Source organism: Pedobacter sp. CAN_A7 (genome assembly GCF_015752175.1).
GTDB lineage: Bacteria > Bacteroidota > Bacteroidia > Sphingobacteriales > Sphingobacteriaceae > Pedobacter.
The window spans coordinates 938301-960241 of sequence record NZ_JADOUW010000002.1 but is presented as its reverse complement, the minus strand read 5'-3'; the positions used below and the strand labels follow the sequence as shown (position 1 = coordinate 960241).

Annotated in this window: 13 protein-coding genes; 9 read left to right on the top strand and 4 right to left on the bottom strand. The window is 42.3% G+C overall.

What is annotated here, in order from left to right:
* Positions 1–85 precede the first annotated feature (85 nt).
* Positions 86–1798 carry a RagB/SusD family nutrient uptake outer membrane protein gene (locus IWX76_RS10320; protein WP_196859803.1) on the bottom strand — a complete coding sequence of 571 codons (1713 nt, stop codon included), beginning with the start codon at positions 1796–1798 and terminating at the stop codon, positions 86–88.
* An 18-nt stretch (positions 1799–1816) separates the two neighbouring features.
* Complete coding sequence (locus IWX76_RS10315) at positions 1817–5050, bottom strand: SusC/RagA family TonB-linked outer membrane protein (RefSeq protein ID WP_196859802.1); 3234 nt, start codon at positions 5048–5050, stop codon at positions 1817–1819.
* A 271-nt stretch (positions 5051–5321) separates the two neighbouring features.
* Between IWX76_RS10315 and IWX76_RS10310 the strand changes: the two genes are divergently transcribed.
* From IWX76_RS10310 to IWX76_RS10280, 7 genes are all read left to right on the top strand, one after another.
* On the top strand, positions 5322–6500 hold the full coding sequence (locus IWX76_RS10310; RefSeq protein WP_196859801.1) for an MFS transporter: 1179 nt from the start codon (positions 5322–5324) through the stop codon (positions 6498–6500).
* A gap of 460 nt (positions 6501–6960) precedes the next feature.
* Positions 6961–8868, top strand: coding sequence for a 7TM diverse intracellular signaling domain-containing protein (locus tag IWX76_RS10305; protein WP_196859800.1), 1908 nt, complete (start codon positions 6961–6963; stop codon positions 8866–8868).
* Between the two features lie 258 nt (positions 8869–9126).
* Positions 9127–12039, top strand: a complete 2913-nt coding sequence (locus tag IWX76_RS10300) for a SusC/RagA family TonB-linked outer membrane protein (protein WP_334641681.1) — start codon at positions 9127–9129, stop codon at positions 12037–12039.
* Between the two features lie 12 nt (positions 12040–12051).
* A complete protein-coding gene (locus tag IWX76_RS10295; protein WP_196859799.1) occupies positions 12052–13467 on the top strand; it encodes a RagB/SusD family nutrient uptake outer membrane protein in 1416 nt (471 codons plus the stop codon).
* Between the two features lie 76 nt (positions 13468–13543).
* Positions 13544–14986: a glycoside hydrolase family 30 protein gene (locus IWX76_RS10290; protein WP_334641680.1), complete on the top strand. Its 1443-nt coding sequence runs from the start codon at positions 13544–13546 to the stop codon at positions 14984–14986.
* A 284-nt stretch (positions 14987–15270) separates the two neighbouring features.
* Positions 15271–17391 (top strand): hypothetical protein, encoded by a 2121-nt coding sequence (locus tag IWX76_RS10285; protein WP_196859798.1) that lies wholly within the window; start codon positions 15271–15273, stop codon positions 17389–17391.
* A 423-nt stretch (positions 17392–17814) separates the two neighbouring features.
* Positions 17815–18246 carry a hypothetical protein gene (locus IWX76_RS10280; RefSeq protein ID WP_196859797.1) on the top strand — a complete coding sequence of 144 codons (432 nt, stop codon included), beginning with the start codon at positions 17815–17817 and terminating at the stop codon, positions 18244–18246.
* A gap of 2 nt (positions 18247–18248) precedes the next feature.
* On the opposite strand, the gene IWX76_RS10275 is transcribed toward IWX76_RS10280, so the two are convergent.
* Together IWX76_RS10275 and panB are read right to left on the bottom strand one after the other, a co-directional pair.
* Positions 18249–18935, bottom strand: a complete 687-nt coding sequence (locus IWX76_RS10275; RefSeq protein WP_196859796.1) for an RluA family pseudouridine synthase — start codon at positions 18933–18935, stop codon at positions 18249–18251.
* On the bottom strand, positions 18935–19750 hold the full coding sequence (panB, locus tag IWX76_RS10270) for a 3-methyl-2-oxobutanoate hydroxymethyltransferase (protein WP_196859795.1): 816 nt from the start codon (positions 19748–19750) through the stop codon (positions 18935–18937). The genes IWX76_RS10275 and panB overlap by 1 nt, the downstream gene beginning before the upstream one ends.
* A gap of 224 nt (positions 19751–19974) precedes the next feature.
* Between panB and carA the strand changes: the two genes are divergently transcribed.
* Together carA and IWX76_RS10260 are read left to right on the top strand one after the other, a co-directional pair.
* Positions 19975–21087 (top strand): glutamine-hydrolyzing carbamoyl-phosphate synthase small subunit, encoded by a 1113-nt coding sequence (carA, locus tag IWX76_RS10265; RefSeq protein ID WP_196859794.1) that lies wholly within the window; start codon positions 19975–19977, stop codon positions 21085–21087.
* 84 nt (positions 21088–21171) lie between these two features.
* Positions 21172–21939, top strand: a complete 768-nt coding sequence (locus IWX76_RS10260; RefSeq protein WP_196859793.1) for an ABC transporter ATP-binding protein — start codon at positions 21172–21174, stop codon at positions 21937–21939.
* Positions 21940–21941 lie beyond the last annotated feature (2 nt).

Below are 21941 nucleotides of genomic sequence, written 5' to 3'. Positions count from 1 at the left end.
ATAAATCTTTACCTATAAAAAAAACCTGCTTACTGTTTGAATAACAACAGTAAGCAGGTTTTTATGTAGTCAAAAAATGTTTTAACTAATAACCCGGATTTTGTTTAAGCACCTGGTTACTTCTATCAATTTGTTCTTGCGGTATTGGGTAGTACTCGTCAGCAGGGTCGATGACGATGCCCCTTAAGTAGGAGAAGTAACCGCCTTCAAAAGCGAAATAACTTTCCAACGTTGGTTTAAGCACACCCCATCGAACTAAATCGTAATAACGGTGACCTTCCAGTGCAAGCTCCAGCCGGCGTTCAAAACGAACAGCATTCCTTGCAAATTCTGCATTCGGAAATGCCGTATACAAACTCACCACATAATTGGCGATCGGTGCCGCCCCAACCACTTTAGCTGGCAACATACCCGCTCTGGTGCGGATGTTGTTAACCAAAGTTAATGCCCTGGTTAGGTTTCCTAACTCTACTTCACATTCAGCTGCCATCAGGTAAACATCACCCAAACGAATCAAATTTACATTCAGACCGGTAATGTTTGCATTTCCCGGACCAGTTCCACTTGCAATTTGCGAAGCTTCAATGGAGTTTTTCATAGATACAAAAGGGCCACCATTAGACGACTCCCTAATCCAGGAATCACCACCCATTAAACCCCAATCGCGATAAGGAACGCCACGTCTGCCCAAAGTATAATCCATACGCGGATCTATCCTTAAGGTGCGGTCTACCTGATAAGTTGCTTTTGCAGCCTGACTTAATCCTAAATCTGAGATGTAAGGATTTGTGCGGTAGCTATTATCGAGATATGGCAGGCCCTGTGCATTTACTTTATATGAATTTGCCAAATCTAACGTAGGCTGAAAGAATCCGCAGCAGGTAATCGGCAAACCGTTACCATAAGGGAAATTCAACATGTCGCCCACGTTTCCATTATCACCACCACTACCATCCGTTCCTACAGAATGTTGTACAGCGAAGATGGATTCCGGACCGTTTTCTTTTAAAATATCAAAGTTATCTGTAAAGGATAAAGTCGTGATACTTGGTTTGGAGGCAATTACTGCGTTAAATAAAGGCAATGCTTCGGCATATTTCTTTTGGTACAACAATACTTTACCTAAATATGCCTGTGCAGCAATTTTATTCACGCGTCCTACTTGTCCTTTTGGACTGGTGGCCGTTAAGTTATCTACAGCAAATTGTAAGTCTGATACAATTTGAGGGTAAATATCCGCTGTGTTATCAACCGCCGCTTCTGTAGTTGCTTCTGTAACCAACGGGATATTTTTAAAAGCCCTGGCTAAGAAGAAATAGTAATGGCCACGTAAAAGCCTAGCTTCTGCTTGAATCTCCGTTGCTCTTGCATCAGAAAACTTACCTGCAGGCAATGCCTGAACGGCTGCAAGTAACCTCAACGTATTGTTACAACGTTGTATCCCTTCGTAACAACGGGTCCACATCACCGAAAGGTTGTCGTTTGTACTGGTAGGTGAATGCCTTTCCAGTAAGTTCATATTAGGCTGATCACCGTTATCACTACCTTTATGGGCGTTGTCTGAGGTAACCTCACCCAAAAGCCATTGACTTGGTCCGGAAGCATAATTACCCCAGGTACCATTGGTATTCCCGTTCAATAAAGAATAGGCTCCTGTTAGCGCACCTTCTACCCCATCCTGTGTCTGTAATTGCTCACCACTTAGCTCTCCCTGCGGATTTTTCTCCAGGAATTCCTTACGGCAGCTCACTGCCGTAAATAGCAGCATCGCAAATAATATATAATTGAATCTTTTCATGATTTCTATTTTTAATCGTTAAAACCCTACACTAATACCTAATAAGAACTGACGCGGATTAGGGTAAATACCACGGTCGACACCCAATGCCGAGAACGTTTCTGTTTCCTGACTTACCTCAGGGTCTAAACCTGTATAATCAGTAATGGTAAACAGGTTTGTGGTACTTGCATAAATACGAAGTCTGTTGACGCCTAATTTTGTTCCAAACAGTTTCTCTGTTGGAATGGAATAGCCAATCTGTAAGTTTTTCATGCGGAAAAAGCTGCCATCCTGAACATAATAACTTGAAGAAGCATACTCAAAATCAGAAGCCCTGATATTTGGCGAAGGAATCATACTTCCGGTATTTGTTGTACTCCAGGCATCCAAAAGTCTGGTGCTACGGGCACCTGCGAAAGTGGAGAAATCTGTAAAATAACGGTTAGCATCATACAAATCATTACCCTGCACCCCATTAAAGAACATGGAGATATCAAAGTTCTTCCAGTTGGCATTAAGACTAAAGGAATACAAGAAATCTGGATTTGGGTTTCCTATAATCGTACGATCACTAGGATTTACCACGCCATCGCCATTAACATCCCTGAATTTGAAACCACCCACACGTGCGCCGGTATAAGACGGGCCTTGGGTAACTTCTGCCGCATTCTGATATATTCCAGCCACATCATAGCCATAGAATGAACCGAATGGTTCACCCACTTTAAGAATACTGGTTGTTAAACTTCTGAAGTTACCATAAGCCTGTTGCTCAATACCTGGGGCAAGTGCAACAATCTTGTTGACGTTTCTGCTTAAGTTAACCACAAAATCAAATTTGAAAGGGCGGTCATCTTTTCTGCCATAGTGGTAACCCAGGGTTAGTTCCACCCCTTTGTTACTCATATCACCAACGTTAACAAAAGGCGAGTTACCCATACCTACCGCTGTTGACGGCAAAGGAACCGGGTAAAGCATGTCGCTTGTTTTCTTGTTATACCAGTCAAAAGATCCATCAATTACCGAGTCAAACAAGGTAAAATCTAAACCAACGTTAATGGAACTTAAAGATTCCCATTTAATGCCTGGATTTGAATAGTTGTTTTGCCATACCCCGGTAATCACATTGTTATTACCATCAAAGCTATAGGCTGAACTCGTTAAAGAGGTCTGGAACCTGCTTGCATATTGAAAACCTGGAATACGTTGGTTACCAGTTTCTCCGTAACCTGCACGAATTTTTAAGTCATTGATCCAGCCCATGTTGTCTTTAATAAAGCTTTCTTCAGAAAGCCTCCAAGCTAAACTTGCCGCTGGGAAATTACCATATTTATTCTCTGGTCCGAAGTTAGAAGATCCATCCCTTCTAAACGTCACACTAGCCAGGTAACGATCGTTAAAGGAGTAATCTGCACGACCAAACACAGAGAATAAGGCACCTACGCTTCCTGTACTGTTGTTATTGATGTTAGAAGAGCCCACACCCAGGTAATAATAATCCATATCACCTAAAATGAAGAAATCATTACGTCCACCATTTAACTGACGGTTACGGGAGCGAATACCTTCCGTACCTGCCAATAAATTTAAACGGTGTTTTTCATTAATCACCGTGTTGTAAGTCAAGGTATTCGTCCAGGTCCACTCGGTAGTATATCCTTGAAACTCTGCAAGGTTATTGGAGTTGTTACCTTCAGAGAACTCCAAGTTAGGGTAACGCATGCTGATGCCGTTATAGTTTTCATAACGTAAACCGAAACTGGTTTTGGCCGTTAATCCTTTCACTAAATCCAGTTCAGCATAGGCATTTCCGAAAAAGAAATTGCTTTTGTTCACGTTATCTTTACCACGATAGGCAAAGGCTAAAGGGTTTTCAGAGTTACCCAACTGGCTACCCCGGCTACCTGCAAAATTTCCATTAATGTCATACACGGGTATAATGGTTGGAATCCTATAGGCCCATCCAATCACACTTCCCTCATCCTGGTACTCTCCAGATACGTTTGGATTTACACCAAGACCAACACCCTCTGTATAACTATACTGCATGTTTTCGCCAAAACGAAGGCGGTTTCCTAGAGCAGATACACTGGTGTTTGCACGTACATTATAACGCTTAAAGCCTGTGTACTTAATGGTACCTTGTTGATTCAGGTATCCCGAAGAAAAGCTATAGGTAGAGTTTTCACCACCACCAGCAGCACTAATCTGGTAATTCTGAATCGGTGCACTTTCTGTAATTTCTTCAAACCAGTTTGTTCCTGTTTGATTGGCCCTGGTAATTTGATAGAACGTTCCCGGATCCCTGCTGTATAAATAACGGGATGGGTCGGCATCTGCAGCCGTTACATTTTGCCCTGAGGCACCACCAGCAACCAGGTATTCTGGTAAGGTCGGTGTTGCGCCACTGCCATAATTATCGCCTGTTTGCGGCTCTTCGCCAGCATTTCGGTATGCAGAGAAAAGATATTCTGCGTACTGCTGAGGGTTCATCATTTTCGGAAAAGTGTTTTTCCGTGGAGTTTGTGTTCCATAATAAGAATCAAAGGTAATTTTTGGTGGACCTAATGTTCCTTTACGCGTGGTGATAATCACAACACCATTATTGGCACGGGCACCATATATAGAGGCCGATGATGCATCTTTCAACACTTGCATGCTTTCAATGTCGTTCTGGTTTAACCAGCTAAGTTTGCCCTCATAAGGCACCCCATCCACCACATAAAGCGGATCATTGTTATTAATGGTTGTAATACCCCTCACCCTGATTTGTGGTGTAGATCCTGGTGCACCGTCATTAACGATCTGCACACCCGGGGCTTTACCTTGTAAAGCTTCTACCGCACTAGCCGCAGGTTGTGCTTTTAAAGCAGCTACATCCACAATGGCTACGGATCCTGTTAAATCCTTTTTACGCTGGGTGGTATAACCGGTCACTACAATTTCACTTAAATTGCTAACATCCGGATCCAGAGAAACAGTGAGGGAGGTTTGTGTACCTACAGTAACTTCCCGCGATCCATAACCTAGAAAAGAGATAACCAGCACATCCGTCGGCTTGGCCATTATGGCAAAAGCACCGTTTGCATCGGTTAAGGTTCCCTGGTTTGAATTCCGGATTTTTACGGAGGCCCCGATAATGGGCAATTTGTCGTCACTGCCAGTAACTTTACCGCTGACGGTGACTTGAGCACTGGCTCCTAAAGACAGGAGCAGGCAGGCCAGCAAAAGGAAAATCTTCCTTTTGAGACTAAGTAGTTTTTTAAACATAAGATATTTGGTTAGGTTGGTTAAAAAAAAGAATTGCTAGTAATGGATTTTACATAAATTGAAATTTAAGGTGACTAATGAACTGAATTGCAACATTATGATTACAATTAAAGATAACTAAACGAAAACAGCAAAACCAAATTTTAATATGATTTTTTATAATATAATTTTATCCTAAAAGCAGCCCGGTTTTTTTTAGCAAAATTTAGCGGGTCAATTTTTTTTAGCTTACTTTTGCAAAGTGTAAATTGTACACTAACTAACAGTTGAAATGAAAAGAAGTTTATATACGCTAACCCTGGGTGGCCTGGGGATCGGCATTACTGAATTTGTGATGATGGGTCTGTTACCCGACATTGCTAAAGACCTGGCCATCACCATTCCGCAGGCAGGTCACCTGATTGCTGCCTATGCCCTGGGCGTGGTGATTGGTGCGCCTTTGTTAATTGCCATTGCCGGCAGTTTTCCACCTAAAAAGATATTAATTGCGCTGATGATGATGTTCACCGCATTTAACGCCTTATCTGCTTTTGCGCCCGATTATCCTACCTTGTTTATCGCCCGCCTTTTGGCTGGTTTACCACATGGGGCTTTCTTTGGTGTAGGCTCTGTTGTGGCCAGTAAACTTGCAGAGAAAGGAAAAGAAGCGCAGGCTGTATCGCTGATGTTTGCTGGTTTAACCGTCGCCAACATCGCCGGCGTTCCTTTAGGCACTTATATAGGTCACCATTTTCTATGGCGTTATACTTTTGTCATTGTTGTTCTGGTTGGTCTGGTTACCTTACTTAGCTTAAAATACTGGATGCCAGCTTTACCAGCTACTAAAAACCGTAATCTTAAAAAGGAGTTAAGCTTTTTTAAACTTCCCGAAGCCTGGATCATTATTTTAATGACCTCAATTGGTACCGGTGGTTTATTTACCTGGTATAGCTATATAGCACCCTTATTGACTGACGTTTCCGGCTTTTCTCCGGCATCCATTACCTATATATTAATATTGGCCGGATTAGGTATGTTTGTAGGCAACTTACTTGGTGGCAAATTGGCCGATCGTTTTTCTCCTGCAAAAGCCTGTATCTATTTATTACTGGCCATGGCCGCTACACTCACTATCGTTCATTTTACCTCTGAAAATCAAGTATTATCACTTATCATGACCTTCGTTACCGGTGCCGTGGCTTTTGCCCTGGCCTCGCCTATTCAAATGCTGATGATCAATACCGCCAAAGGATCAGAAATGCTAGCCGCTTCAGTGAGCCAGGCCAGCTTTAACATTGGTAATGCCCTGGGTGCCTTTTTAGGTGGCTTGCCTTTGGCCGCAGGTTATGATTATACTTCACCTGTGTTTGTAGGTACACTAATGGCGCTATGCGGTGCGGCATTCGCCTGGATGCTTGTCAACAGAAACAAAAGGACAGCACTTGTTTTACAACCAGTGAGTATTAAATAAGTTCAATGTGCAGGCCATCTGCAAAGACACCCTTATTTTAAGGCTTAAAGGAGCGGACCGAACAGTTTCGCTCCTTTTTAGTTTAAAGAGAATTTAGACCAACTTGACATTGACTCAGAAAGAATCCAATAAATTTCTAGCTTAACTCCCTATCAAGCCTATGTATTTCTAGAATAACTTGGTTTCAACTTGGACTGAACTTGGACTGAACCCGGATGCAGGTGTACCTCATGTCGAGCTAATTTTAGCAGAAACTTCGGGTCCTAACCTAAAAAGCCGCCAATACCAGGATCAGCATCATCCTGAAAGTATCTTTAAAAGAACATTTCATTTCAAAGTAAGAACGTAATGATAGTCAGACCACGGAAATCTAAAGTGAACATGCTCAGGTGCAAAAAGCAATGGCCTGCTGCTGAAGATAGAAAAATGCTAAAACTAAAATCTTATCTTCGTGTTTTCGATGGCTACACTACCCCTAAAAACCTGGTCGGTAATTCTAATTTCTTTCTGCATAGGAATATTTTCCAGCTGGAATTCCGCTGCGCAGGAACCTGTAGCCATTCATGAACAACTGGACCAGCATATCTTTTCGTTTGGTCAGGTGCAAATGTTGGAGGACCGCAGTGGCAAACTTAGTTTTCAGCAAATTCGCAGTGGTGCTTTTGATCAACAATTTAACCCCAGCAGCCTCAGTACTCCGCAAACGGCGAGAATGGAATCTACTTATTGGTATAAAATTCGCATTAAAACCAACCCGGCGGTAGAAAAAAATTTCCTCTTAGAATTTTTCGACCAAACCATCGACCACATTACCGCTTACGTTCCGCAAGGAAATGGCCGCTACCAGGTTAAACAATTTGGCGACAGCCAGCTGTTCAGCAAACGCGAACTCCGGCATAAAAACTTTGAAATACCACTGGTTAATCACAGTACGGAGGTGCAAACCTATTATTTCCAGGTCCGGTCGTCTCAAATTGCCGATGTGATTATTGTACTCCGTTCGGTCGACTGGTTTATTGGTTATGCGCTTAACGAGTACTTCTTTTTCGGCATCTTTTACGGGATGATCCTGGTGTTCAGTTTCTACAACCTGATCATGTTTATCGCCATGAGGCAACGGCAATACCTTTATTATGTATTGTATAATTTAAGTGTAGGTCTGTTCGAAATGAGTAACGATGGTATCGCCTACCAATACCTGTGGCCGGCTTCGCCTGAATGGAACCAGATTGCCTATGCCTTTTTCTTATGCGCTACCAGCATATTCGCATTGCTGTTTACCCGCTCGCTATTATTTGTAGAAGCTAAAGCACCAAAATTAAACCAGTTTATATTAGGGGTCATTGCTTTGCGACTGGCATTTTTCTGTTATTGCCTGTTGTTCCAGCAAAGTTTGTTCAACTATAAATTTATAGAATTTATTCCGCTTTCGGTAGCTTTTTTTACGGGTATTTACATCTATAATAAAGGTTACCAGCCTGCACGCTTTTTTGTATTGGGTTACAGTTTCCTGTTCATCGGATTTATTTTTAAACTGCTCATCATGCTGGGTGTAGCCTGGTTAAACTTTGGCGTATTGAGTTATTATATGCTCAGCTTTTGTTTTGTCATGGAAATGATCTTTCTCTCTTTTGCCATCGGCGATAAAGTAGGTCTACTGAAAAAAAAGAAGGAAAAGGTGCAAAGATTAATGATCCAACAGATGGCTGTAAATGCTAAACTGAAAGACACCTTGAACCAGGAACTGGAAAAACAGGTGGATGCGAGGACCAGAGAAGTCTTCCACAAATCGGTGATCATTGAAGCCAAAAACACGGAGCTGCAGGAAGCCATTGACCTGCTTAAACAACAGGCAGAAGAAATATCGCGCATGAATGTATTACTGGAACAAGACAACCAGGAACTGCAAACCAATGTGGAGAAAGTTAGCCGGGACCGCGTCATGTCTGCCGATGTAGACTTCGAAGAATTCAGCAGGATTTATCCTGACAAAGAAATATGTAACCAGTTTTTAGCTGAACTCAAATGGCGTGATGGCTATGCCTGCCGCAAGTGTAAAAACACACATTATTACCCTGGTCATATTCCGCTTAGTCGCCGATGCAGCAAATGCGCTTACGAAGAATCGGTAACTACCTACACCATTTTTCACAACACCAGGATACCCATTAACAAGGCCTTTTATATGGTGTTCCTCTTGTATACCACTAAAGGAAAAATCTCTTCACACAAATTATCAGAACTGCTAAACATCAGGCAAAGCACCTGTTGGACCTATGGTTCCCGCATCAAATTAGTGATGGAAGAAAGGAAATCTAAACTCAAAAAAGCCAATAAAAACGGCTGGTCGGCACTGGTATTAGATTAATTTACCAATAGCTGTATATTTTTTTAACAGGGTACTATAGCGTATCATAGGCCGGTTCATGGCCATCAAGCAATGGCACTTTATCACCTGATTACCAGCACCTAACCTGCTGTTTAATTCAGGGTATTAAAGCGTATCGAATTCAACACAACACACTTATTATCAAGTAATTAGATGTAATTATTTAGACCAAACACTTGCAAATACCGATACAGTAGACGTAACTTTAACCCATCAAATAAAATAACTAACCAAAAAATGATGAGAAAAAAGTTTACTCTTTTTATTGTTTGTTTCCTGTATGGCCTATCTGTTACTTTGGCACAGGACATCACTGTTAAAGGTGAGGTAAAAGACGAACAAGGACTTCCCTTACCTGGTGTGTCGGTAAAGGTAAAAGGTTCTAACCAGGGAACGATGACCAATAACACTGGATCGTTTGCCTTAAGCGCACCTGCAAATGCGACCCTTACTTTTTCATTCATTGGCTACAAAACCATTGAACAGAATATTGGTGGCAGCAACACGTTAAACATTACGTTGTCTGATGATAACAATCAACTGAATGAAGTAGTCGTTGTAGGTTACGGTACACAAACCAAGAAAGACCTGACCACAGCTGTGGTATCCATTTCTGCAAAAGACCTGGAAAACCAGCCGGTAACTAACCCACTACAAGCCATACAGGGTAAGGCTGCAGGGGTACAGATTAATTCGCAATCTGGTAAACCAGGTGCTGGCGTATCTATTACCATCCGTGGTAACACGTCAATCAATGCATCGAACAGTCCGCTGTACGTTATTGATGGCGTAACTTCCAGAGATGCAAGTTTCATTAACCCAAGTGATATTGAGAGCATGACCATTTTGAAAGATGCGTCTGGTGCTGCTATTTATGGTTCCAGTGGTGCCAACGGTGTAGTATTAATTACCACCAAAAGAGGCTCACAAAAGCTAGGTGTAGCATTCAATGCCTTTACGGGATTCTCTAACCTGTGGCAGAAACAAGACGTGTTAAACAAAGCACAATACACGGACCTGATGCAAAGTATGGGTTATGACGTAGCCGGATTAGGCAACGAAAATACCGACTGGCAGGAAAAAACATTTGGTACTGGTATACAGAACAACTACCAGTTATCACTATCTGGTGGTGTTAAAGGTGGTCAGTATTCCATTTCCTCAGGTTACCAACAAGATAAAGGTGTAGTTGCACCCGCAAAACTGGATAAATACACCTTCCATTTTAACGGTTCACAAAATATCACCAACTGGTTAAAATTAACCGGTACGGCGGCACTAACGTCGAATATCTCTAATAATGTGAGCGACAATGCCAATGGCGCCAGAGGTGGAACCATTCTATCGGCTTTAACCACACCACCAACCATTGGGGTGTATGCTGCTGATGGCACCTATGCCTTTAACCCTTACAAAGGAGGTTCTGAAAACCCGGTTGCCAATGCATTTGCTGCACAAAATAGCAACAGAGAGACCAGGTTCCTGGGTGCATTTGCTGCAGAAGTTAAGTTTACCGAAGAGCTATCTTTTAAATCTAGCATCAGTGCCAATAACCGCGATGCATTTTATAGCTATTTCCTTGATCCATTTATGACCACTTATGGTAGGGATCAAAAAGGAATTTACAATAATAATAAAACTGCCGACCACGTTTGGTTGAATGAAAACATTGTTAATTATGTAAAAAACACTGGCAAAAATGCCTTTACGGCTACCGCGGGTATGACTTTACAAGAATCGGAATATAAATATACCCCATATTCTGAAAGCAATTATTTAGGTCCGAACAACGAATTGTTACCTCGTGCAAACAACATTCCGCCACAGGTACCAAGTGCATCACAATGGTCTAAACGCTCCTACCTGGCGCGCGTAACTTATGCTTATGATGGCAAATACTTGTTTAGCTCGAACTTCCGTGCTGATGGATCATCACGTTTTGGTCCGGATAACCGTTATGGTTATTTCCCTTCTGCTTCCGTAGGATGGCGTATATCTGGCGAAAACTTTATGAAAGACAGCAAATCGGTAAACGATTTAAAAGTTAGGGCAAGTTGGGGTAAAGTAGGTAACGACGAGAATATTGGCGATTATGCTTACCTGGAGCTTTACCAGCCGAATGCGCAGGGTGCATACAACCTGTCGCAATTACGTAACGACAAATTGCAATGGGAAACGACTACACAAACCAATATTGGTTTAGACTTAACCATGTTTAACAGCCGTTTAACCTTTACTGCTGATGCTTACATCAAAAACACAGATGACCTGTTGATTTATCAGCCCCTGCCAGCCAGTGTTGGTTTCGACCGCATTGTGAGTAATGTGGGTTCCATGGAAAACAAAGGTTTAGAATTTGTGTTATCGACAAAAAATGTGGCTAAAGACAATTTTACCTGGAGTACAGACCTTAACTTCTCGATCAACAAAAACGAAGTGACCAGTTTGGGCGATAAAGTAAGCTCCATTAACTTTGGCAGCATTTACGAACGCGATGCCGCCATCAGGGTAGAAACCGGTAGGCCATTAGGAAGCTTTTACGGTTATGTATCTGAAGGCGTAGACCCGGCAACAGGTGATATTATCTATTCAGATTTAAATAATGATAACGAGATTACCGCAGCCGACCGCACCTTTTTAGGTTCGGCACAACCTGATTTTACTTACGGTTTAAATAACAGTTTTACGTATGGCAATTTCGGCTTAAACTTCCTGTTTCAGGGTGTACAAGGAAACGATATGTTTAATGCCTCGCGCATGGAACTGGAAGGCATGAATGATTCAAAAAATCAATCGGCAACCGTATTGAACAGGTGGACTACACCTGGCCAGGTTACTGATATGCCACGTGCAGCAAAAGACAACACCTTCAACACGTACACCTCCAGCCGGTTTATTGAAGATGGATCATACCTGCGCTTAAAAACAGCTACTTTATCTTACAACTTCGGTCAGACAACCTTAGGCAAGCTAAAAATGAGCAGGTTTATGATTTACGCAACAGGTTACAACCTGTTAACTTTTACCAATTACAAAGGATTTGATCCGGAAGTAAATCAATATGATGCAAACGGACCTTCTATGGGTGTAGATTATGGTACTTATCCACAATCGAGAACCTTCTTGTTTGGTGTTAACGTAGGCTTTTAAAAGATTAATCACATGAATTTAAAGATATATTCCATTATTGCAGCTGGCTCCCTTGTGTTGACACTAGGAAGTTGCAAAAAAGACTTTTTAGATAAGTCGCCGATCACCCAGGTGGGTCCGGATGTAGCTTTTGCGGATGCCGCAGCTGCAGAAAAATTAATACGTGGCGCTTATGCAGGCATGTATAACGATTACCACATTTGGGACTTTATGACCAACGGTGATGTTACGGCAGATAATGCCTATGCTGGTGGCGATAATGCTGCTAACATTGCCATAGACAAGTTTACTGCCATTTCTACAAACGGAAACGTGGCCAGAGACTGGAACGGTTTATACAGCAACATTAAAGATTGTAACATTGTATTAAACAATGTAGGTAACATCGCAGATCCAGTATTAGATGCCAACAATAGAAGGAATGAAATGCTGGGCGAAGCTAGTATTATGCGCGCTTACATGTATTTTAACCTGGTACGCTTATGGGGTTCTGTTCCATTGGTATTAGCCTTGCCCACCAAGGATGAGGAATTTTATCCGGCAAAAGCGAGTGTAGAAGCCATTTATACACAGATTATTAAAGACCTGGAGTTTGGTGCCGCCAACGCGCCAACTACAGGAGCAACCAAAGGTATTGTAACCAAAGGTGTGGCCAATGCGTTGCTGGCGAAAGTATATGCCTCGCAAAGCACACCAAATTGGGCGAAAGTAGTGGAACATGCTGATGCCGTAATTGGTGGCGGTTATGCCTTACTAAGCGATTACGATGCTTTATTTGATGCTAACCATGAAAACAACGTAGAATCTATTTGGGAGATGCAATATGACGGTTGGGGCGGTGCCCATGGCAACTGGATGCCAAGTGTGATTGTGGGTACAGGCTGGAAAAGGTTTAACACCCCTTCTAATGATCTTGTGGCTGCTTTTGATGCAGAAAAAGATGTGGTGCGTAAAAACTCCAGCATTTATTTCAGAAATGTAGCCTCAGAAGGCTGGACTGATGATTACTGGTCAAAAACTAACTACCCATATGTGAATAAATACCGGGTAGACGATAAATCTAACAGTTACATTTTAAGGTTAGCAGATATCCTGTTATTAAAAGCTGAAGCTTTAAATGAGCAAAGTGCAGGAGGCTGGGCCCAGGCAAAAACAATTGTAGACCGGGTGAGGGCACGGGTAAAACTGGCTGGCACACCGGCTGCCGACCAGGCCGCTATGCGTTTAGCGATAGAAAACGAACGTCGTTTAGAACTGGCTTTTGAAGGACATCGCTGGTTCGATTTATTGCGAACCAACAGAGCCATTACGGTGATGAACGCACAGAAAGACGGTAATGGCGTTTCCCTGAACTATGGGGTAACTGCCGCTAAACTCTACTTCCCGATTCCACAGGGCGAGTTAGATACCAATCCCAACGTAAAATAAATAACATTCACCAAAGGCTGTATACGCAGCCTTTGGTGTTATTGATACATTACCTTATTAAAACCCATTTTCAATAATGCATCATAAAAACCTGATAAAACCCATGACCTGGGTAGGCTTGTTTGCCGCAGTAGTCTTAAGCGCTTGCAGCACCCGAAAAGACACAGACACTAAAAAAACACTACAAGATACCAGCAGTACGACTGGACTTTGGTTAACCACCGGCGATCAGCGCGCTTTATTAGCCAGGCAAAATGTTTCCCTGACCTTTAACGATGCCAGTGACCAACGCCAAACGATTGATATTGACGATACGCAGCAATTTCAAAGCATAGATGGTTTCGGTTATACCTTAACCGGAGGTAGTGCCACCCTGATTAATAATTTAGGAGAAGCAGAAAAAAATGCCTTATTGCAGGAACTTTTCTCGCCAAAGGGCAATGGTATTGGTGTAAACTACCTGCGGGTAAGCATTGGTGCATCAGATTTAAGTGCCAACACTTTTACCTATAACGATCTGCCAGCGGGGCAAACGGACATTAACCAGGAGAAATTCTCGTTATCGAAGGAAATGGCCGACTTGATTCCGGTATTGAAAAAAATTGTGGCCATTAATCCGAAGCTCCTGATTCTGGGTTCGCCATGGTCTGCGCCGGTCTGGATGAAAGACAACAACAGCTTTAAAGGCGGTAGTTTAAAACCTGAATTTTACCAGAGTTATGCTACTTATTTTGTAAAATACATCAGGGCTATGCAAGAGCAAGGCATTACCATAGATGCCATTACCATACAGAATGAACCTTTACATCCGGGTAACGTGCCTAGCATGTACATGGAAGCAAAAGATCAGGCCATCTTTATTAAAACAGCCTTAGGCCCATTGTTTAAAAAAGAAGGAATCAAAACAAAAATTATTTTATATGATCACAATGCTGATAAACCAGAATACCCAATCTCTATATTAGATGACCCCGAGGCCAAACAATATGTGGATGGTTCGGCTTTCCATTTATATGGTGGCACAATAGACGCCTTGTCGAAAGTTCATGAGGCACACCCCGACAAACATATTTACTTTACGGAGCAGTGGGTTGGCGGACCAAGTAAGTTTGCTGAAGACCTGAAATGGCATGTTTCTACCCTGATTATTGGTGCCACACGTAACTGGAGCAGAAATGTTTTGGAATGGAACGTAGCAGCCGATGCTAATTATGGTCCGCATACCGATGGTGGTTGTGTAAACTGTTTGGGTGCATTAACCATTACACCGGGTGTAAGCAGAAATGTGGCTTATTATGTGATTGGTCATGCGTCTAAATTTGTGCCGACAGGATCACACCGCATTGCCTCCACTAACCTAAACACTTTACCCAATGTGGCCTTTAAAACTCCTGATGGTAAAAAAGTACTGATTGTGGCCAATAACAGTGATGCTGAACAACATTTTCAAATGAAGAGTGCCGGTAAATACCAGCGCATCAGTTTAGCCGCAGGTGCTGTAGCGACACTGGTCTGGTAAACCATTTTATTTATTTTATACTTATACAGGGGTTGCTTTTACCGGGCAATCCCTGTTTTTGATTCTCAAAATGTCGTGCTAAAAGTGCCTGCAAATTCTATAGACGTATGGCCGTGGATATGGTTTTGGGAAACAACACCAAGCTGGCTAATTGAACATGGCAAGTGGTTGTAGATTTATATCAGCATTTTGAAGTGTCATCTATTTCTGTTAACTTGGAAATGCACAAGGAATTACAGATAGCAACTCCCGCATATCATTTACCATCTACGACCAAATATACTATGAATTCTTACCAAAATAAACCTGCTTTTATTGTAGTAAAACGATTTATCTTATTGCTGTTATTTTTTATTTGTGCTATTAGTTTACAAGCACAGCAACTCGTAGATGTCTCCCAGTTGAACAAACGAAACGGGGTTAAGGTACGTGTAGAGGGTAAGCTGATAGATGTTAAATGGCCCGCAGGTAGGAATGGACACGGAAGGCTCGTACTTGATCTTGAAAAGGGCATGCCCTTGTTTAAAAGTGTGGGCGTGGAATCAAAAGCGGAGTTCAAAGAAATTGCCGCAGGACTGGATCCTGCTTTCATTCTTACCATCGGCAAAAGAACCTTAGACCCAAAAAGTGGAGGATGGGATGTGTTTTTTGACCGAGTTCCCAAAAAGCCATATAAGTCTTACTTGGTAAACTTTGATAAACGTTCTGCAAGCGTAAGCAGTTCTGGCGCACATACCATTATTCGTATTTCTGATATGCAGGCGGCCTCATTCAGGGGGGCGCTTGAAATAACATTATATAATGGCAGCCCATTATTTAATGTAGCAGCAGTTATGGCTACAGAAGCTGATTCTACAGCGATTCTTTATGACGCCGGTTTAGTAAGTAAAACACAGGTTTGGCAAAATATATCCTGGTCGGACGTGAAAAATGTGCTCCAAACTACAAAGGTGGTACACGAAACAGCTGCAAAAGATCAGGAAGTAAAGTACCGCACCATCATTGGGCAAAGTACGGTGGGAAGCCTCGCGCTGTTTCCTCCTCCTCACCAGTATTTTTATCCCCTAGATGAAGCTTTTAATTTAAAGTTTACCTGGTGGGGACGGAATTACGGAAATCTAATGCCCGGCTACGGCATGGGTATTCGCCAGGATCCTTTAGGAGACAGACGTTACGTTCCATGGTTTAATGCACCTCCTAAAACCAGCCAGCGTTTAAACTTTTTCTGTTTGCTGGATACTGGAACTTCCGCAGAAGTTTTAGAGGAAGTAAAAAAATTTACTCACAGCGATTCTTACGTGCCGCTTCCGGGATATAAAACCATGGCCAGCCACTTCCACAATGAGTTTATTATGGATGTGGTGCTAAAGGGGTTGCCTGTACCAGAAAAGCCTGAATTTAAAGAAGTCCTTAAAAAGGCCGGAGTAAATATTGTTCATCTGGGTGAATTTCACGGACCGGGCCATCCTAAGGGGCCAGATGAAGAACGTTTGAAAGAGCTGCATGCGCTTCATGAACAGTGCGCCAGGCTTTCTGATAGCAATTTTCTTTTGCTGCCCGGTGAAGAGCCTAACAACTTTTATGGCGGTCATTGGCTAAGTTTTTTCCCGAAACCGATTAACTGGATTATGTCGAGAAAGCCCAACATGCCTTTTGTTTCGGTTCATCCCAAATACGGGAAGGTATACCGTATAGGGAATAAAGACGAAATGCTGAAATTGCTTGAAGTGGAGAATGGACTTGCCTGGACCGCGCATGCCCGGACAAAGGCTTCAACCGGATATCCTGATGCTTATAAAGAAGAACCCTTTTTTAAGTCTGAAACCTTTTTTGGAGCAGCGTGGAAAGCTATTCCGGCTGACCTCTCTTTGCCGACCTTAAGCAAGCGCGTGCTCAACCTGTATGACGATATGGCCAATTGGGGATTAAAAAAGCATGTGATAGCGGAGAGTGATATTTTCACAATTACGGAGCAAAACGAGATGTACGCACATTTAAATGTTAACTACCTGCAGCTCGATAAGCTCCCTGATTTTAAAGACGGCTGGCAGTCGGTACTAGATGCGATGCGACAAGGAAAGTTCTTTGTTTCTACCGGAGAGGTACTAATTCCGGTGTTTACCGTAAATGGCAAACAGTCCGGTAATACAGCTAAAATCTCCTCCTCAGGCAAGACAAAAATTGTTCTCTCCGCTAATTGGACCTTTCCTTTAAATTTCGCGGAGATAGTGTCCGGCGACGGAAAAGAAGTTTACCGGGAGCGAATAAACCTGAATAATACCCTTGCATTCGGAAAAGAGCAGTTTGAATTTACTGTTAATCTAAAGAACCGTACATGGGTAAGGCTTGAACTATGGGACATTGCGGCGAACGGTGCCTTTACGCAACAGGTTTGGTTAGAATAGTATCGCCACTTAGTACTCTAACAAAATAAAAAAACTGGCAAGCCTTACACAGATGTTTCAATGCGGCAGTGAGCTGGTTTTTGACAGTTTGCTCGGAGATGTTTAGATTAAATAGTGATTTCTGAGGTGCTCAACTCGTCTTCTCGGCTTAGCTTATAAATTTCCCTAACTCTAGGGAAGATTTGTTCTAATGCCTGATCGACACGAGGTTTAATTTCCTTTGCTGCTATCTGCTACTCTATTTTTCCTTTCTTACCCCCGTACTTAACTAAAAGCCTTTAACAAAAAATGAATATTAACGATTGGGTATAGAATAGTTTTGGCCAAATTCACGAATTCGTTTTAACCGTTACAGATGCTAAGCTATTTTACATAACAACCTTTTGCCCTTTTAATTGTTATCACCCCTATAACAACAGAAACATGAAAAACCATGCCCTAGCTTTTATCGCATTAAGCGCAGTGCTGACTGCCTGTCAGCAAAAGCCCAACAATCCAGTAGAAATTGATAGTGTAGCAGAAGAAAAGAAGTTAACAGGCAATGTGGAAGAATGTTATACCTATATAAAAAACAGAGATACGGTAGCCTTAACGATGAGCCAGGTGGGTACGGCCATTACCGGTCGATTGACCTATAAACTTTTTGAGAAGGACAAAAATGAAGGCCGTGTAGTAGGAAAAATCAAGGGTGACACATTGTTGCTTGATTATACATTTGCTTCAGAAGGTACCACTTCTCAAAGACCAGTAGCCTTTTTAAAACAAGATGACCAGTTAATTGAAGGTTTCGGTCCGGCAGAAACAAGAAAGTACGACACCAATGGCATCGTACTTGAAAAAATTGCTTGTCAGTAAGGTTAAAATTCTTCAAAACGTTCCCAGAAACCATCTACAGGAAGTTTGGCAAAAATAGTGACCGGTTCTTTTTTAACCGGGTGGGTAAACTGTAGTCGCCGGGCATGTAAACAGATACTGCCTTTGCGGCTACCGCGGGGATATCCATATTTGTTATCGCCTACAATGGGGCAGCCCATAGAGGCCAGCTGAACCCTGATCTGGTGCGAACGACCCGTGAGGGGATCTACTTCCAACAGGTAAAAACCTCCCAGTTCGCCAATCAGCTTGTAACTCAGTTCTGCACGCTGGCTACCAGCTACCTCTTTAGCGTGTGCCGTAACCACGTTTTTCTGTGTATTTTTTAATAACCAATGCACCAGTGTTCCCGATAGGGCTGCAGGTTTGTTACGTACCACGGCCCAGTAAGTTTTTTTAACCTCCCGGTTCTTGAACACATCATTCATCCGCGCCAGGGCTTTACTGGTACGGGCAAATAAAATAACCCCACTTACTGGTCGGTCTAAACGGTGCATCACCCCCAGAAAAACGTCGCTGGGTTTATTGTATTTGATGGCGATATATTTTTTAACCATTTCATCCAGCGATTCATCACCAGTTTCATCCACCTGCACAATATCACCCGCACGTTTATTTACGGCAATTAAATGATTGTCTTCAAAAAGTATGTCTTTATCGCTAACCGGCATTAGTACTGTTCTTTTTCATTTGGAAAATCATTTCCCTTTACATCCTTAATATAGCTTTCTGCAGCACCCTTGATGCCCTCGTAAAGGTCCATGTACTGGCGTAGGAAACGAGGTTTAAAACCTTTTGTTAAACCAATCATATCGTTTACCACTAATACTTGTCCGTCGCAATGCGGACCAGCACCAATACCAATGGTGGGAATATGAAGGCTTTCGGACACTTCTTTAGCCAGTTTTGCTGGGATCTTTTCTAAGACTACCGAAAAGCAACCTGCTTCCTGTAAAACCAAAGCATCACTTTTTAATTTCTCCGCTTCCAACTCGTCCTTAGCCCTTACGGTATACGTACCGAATTTATAAATTGATTGTGGTGTTAAGCCCAAATGGCCCATCACCGGAATACCTGCTGTGATAATACGTTGCACAGATTCAGCAATTTCTTGTCCGCCTTCTAGTTTTACACCATGCGCACCCGACTCTTTCATGATGCGGATGGCAGAGTTTAATGCTTCTTTAGAGTTACCCTGGTAAGTTCCAAAAGGAAGATCAACGACCACAAAGGCCCGTCCTGCCCCTCTTACCACACTTTGTGCATGATAGATCATTTGATCGAGGGTAATGGGTAAAGTCGTTTCGTGACCGGCCATCACATTCGATGCCGAGTCACCTACCAGTAATACATCAAGTCCAGCATCGCCAAGGATGGTTGCCATCGAATAGTCGTAAGCAGTAAGCATGGCAATCTTCTCCCCATTGTCTTTCATGGCCTGAAGTGTATGAGTAGTAATGCGTTTAACTTCTTTATTTATGGACATTTCTATTAGTTTTAAGGTAACAAAATTAAGTTTTACAATTGGAAAATAGGGGTTATTACCTGTATTAAAAAAAATATTGAATTTACCTCTTAAACTCCTATCTTTGTATCCCGAAATGCAGGGGTTACATAACAACACATTTGTTAACACAAAAAGCAGTAGTTCCGCTACTACATTCCCTTATTTCTTCTCTTTTTTCAATCTAATTTCTGATTTATATTATCATGACTAACTACATCAAGTTACCAGCGATCTTGTTATTGGCTGATGGCACCGTATTTAACGGAAAAGCGGCTGGAAAAATCGGCACTACCACCGGCGAAATTTGTTTCAATACAGGTATGACAGGTTATCAGGAGATTTTCACTGACCCTTCTTATTTTGGACAGATCATGGTAACCACCAATGCCCATATTGGGAATTATGGTATACATAAGGAGGAAGGTGAATCTGAATCGATTAAAATAGCCGGTTTAGTTTGCAAAAACTACAACATTGGTTACAGCCGTAAAGAAGCCTCTGGATCTATCCAGGACTACTTTCAGGAAGAAAACATTGTGGGCATATCTGATATTGACACCCGTGCATTGGTTCGTCACATCAGACATAAAGGTGCCATGAATGCCATCATTTCTTCGGAAATTACGGATGTGGAAGAACTGAAAAAGAAACTGGAAGCCGTGCCTTCTATGGATGGCTTAGAATTATCTTCACAGGTATCTACTGAAAAAGCCTATTTCCATGGATCACCTGATGCGACATATAAAATTGCCGCTTTAGATTTAGGGATCAAGAAAAACATTCTTCGTAATTTCGACGATAGGGATATTTATGTGCAGGTTTTCCCGGCTAAAACTTCTTTTGAAGAGATGGACAAATGGGGTGCTGATGGTTATTTCATTTCTAACGGCCCCGGCGATCCAGCAGCTATGCCTTATGCCATTGATACGGTAAAAGAAATATTAGGTGCTGACAAACCGATGTTTGGTATTTGTTTAGGTCACCAGTTACTGGCACAAGCCAATGGCATTGGTACCATGAAAATGTTTAACGGCCACAGGGGATTAAACCACCCGGTAAAAAACATCATCAAAGATCATTGTGAAGTAACTTCACAAAACCATGGTTTTGGTGTGATACCAGATGAGGTGAAAAGCTCAGATAAAGTAGAGATTACCCACATCAATTTAAACGACCAATCTATCGAAGGTATCCGCGTTAAAGGTAAAAAAGCATTCTCGGTACAATACCACCCTGAATCTTCGCCTGGCCCACATGATTCACGTTACTTATTTGACGATTTTATTGAAATGATCAAAGGCGACTTAGCCTGGTAATAAAAACAATAACCGTCTAACAATAGCTTAAGGTTTTAAGGAGAAGTATATTTGCTTTCCCTTAAAACCTTTTATTTTTACAACATGGATAAAAGAAGTACCATCATTAGTGTCAGGAACCTGGTAAAGAAGTATGATGACATTACCGCCGTACAGGGCATTAGCTTTGATGTTTATGAGAACGAGATTTTTGGGCTTCTGGGTCCAAATGGTGCGGGAAAAACCACTACCCTGGAGATTATTGAAACCTTAAGGCAAAAGACTTCTGGTGAGATTATCGTAGATGGCTTTTCAGTGGATAAAGATGCGCAGCAGATTAAACAAATTATAGGCGTGCAGCTGCAGGCCGCGGGTTATTACCCTAACCTGAACCTGGTAGAGTTGCTGGAGCTGTTTTCAGGCCTGTATGGCCTGGATGTAAAACCCATGGACATGCTGGCCAAGGTAAACTTACAAGACAAGGCTAAAGCCAAGTATAAAGCATTGTCTGGCGGACAAAAACAACGTTTTTCCATTGCCACAACCCTTATTAATTCGCCAAAAATTGTTTTCCTGGATGAGCCAACTACCGGACTGGATCCGCAGGCGCGCCGGAATTTATGGGATTTGATTAAAGGCATTCGTGACCAGGGAACTACCGTGGTGCTCACCACCCATTATATGGATGAGGCGGAGCAGCTTTGCGACCGTGTAGCTTTTGTCGAAAACGGACGAATCATTGCAGTGGACACCCCCGACAATTTAATTGACAACCTGGTGGCCAGTGGTTTCGAGCGCAAAAAAGAAGTGAAAAAAGCCAACCTGGAAGATGTATTTATTAACCTGACCGGCCAGGAATGGCGCGAAGGATAACC

What these genes read in the sequence shown, in the direction of transcription:
- IWX76_RS10320 (WP_196859803.1), bottom strand. Translation starts at nt 1,798, where the DNA reads ATGAAAAGATTCAATTATATATTATTTGCGATGCTGCTATTTACGGCA.
- IWX76_RS10315 (WP_196859802.1), bottom strand. Translation starts at nt 5,050, where the DNA reads ATGTTTAAAAAACTACTTAGTCTCAAAAGGAAGATTTTCCTTTTGCTG.
- IWX76_RS10310 (WP_196859801.1), top strand. Translation starts at nt 5,322, where the DNA reads ATGAAAAGAAGTTTATATACGCTAACCCTGGGTGGCCTGGGGATCGGC.
- IWX76_RS10305 (WP_196859800.1), top strand. Translation starts at nt 6,961, where the DNA reads ATGGCTACACTACCCCTAAAAACCTGGTCGGTAATTCTAATTTCTTTC.
- IWX76_RS10300 (WP_334641681.1), top strand. Translation starts at nt 9,127, where the DNA reads ATGATGAGAAAAAAGTTTACTCTTTTTATTGTTTGTTTCCTGTATGGC.
- IWX76_RS10295 (WP_196859799.1), top strand. Translation starts at nt 12,052, where the DNA reads ATGAATTTAAAGATATATTCCATTATTGCAGCTGGCTCCCTTGTGTTG.
- IWX76_RS10290 (WP_334641680.1), top strand. Translation starts at nt 13,544, where the DNA reads ATGCATCATAAAAACCTGATAAAACCCATGACCTGGGTAGGCTTGTTT.
- IWX76_RS10285 (WP_196859798.1), top strand. Translation starts at nt 15,271, where the DNA reads ATGAATTCTTACCAAAATAAACCTGCTTTTATTGTAGTAAAACGATTT.
- IWX76_RS10280 (WP_196859797.1), top strand. Translation starts at nt 17,815, where the DNA reads ATGAAAAACCATGCCCTAGCTTTTATCGCATTAAGCGCAGTGCTGACT.
- IWX76_RS10275 (WP_196859796.1), bottom strand. Translation starts at nt 18,935, where the DNA reads ATGCCGGTTAGCGATAAAGACATACTTTTTGAAGACAATCATTTAATT.
- panB (WP_196859795.1), bottom strand. Translation starts at nt 19,750, where the DNA reads ATGTCCATAAATAAAGAAGTTAAACGCATTACTACTCATACACTTCAG.
- carA (WP_196859794.1), top strand. Translation starts at nt 19,975, where the DNA reads ATGACTAACTACATCAAGTTACCAGCGATCTTGTTATTGGCTGATGGC.
- IWX76_RS10260 (WP_196859793.1), top strand. Translation starts at nt 21,172, where the DNA reads ATGGATAAAAGAAGTACCATCATTAGTGTCAGGAACCTGGTAAAGAAG.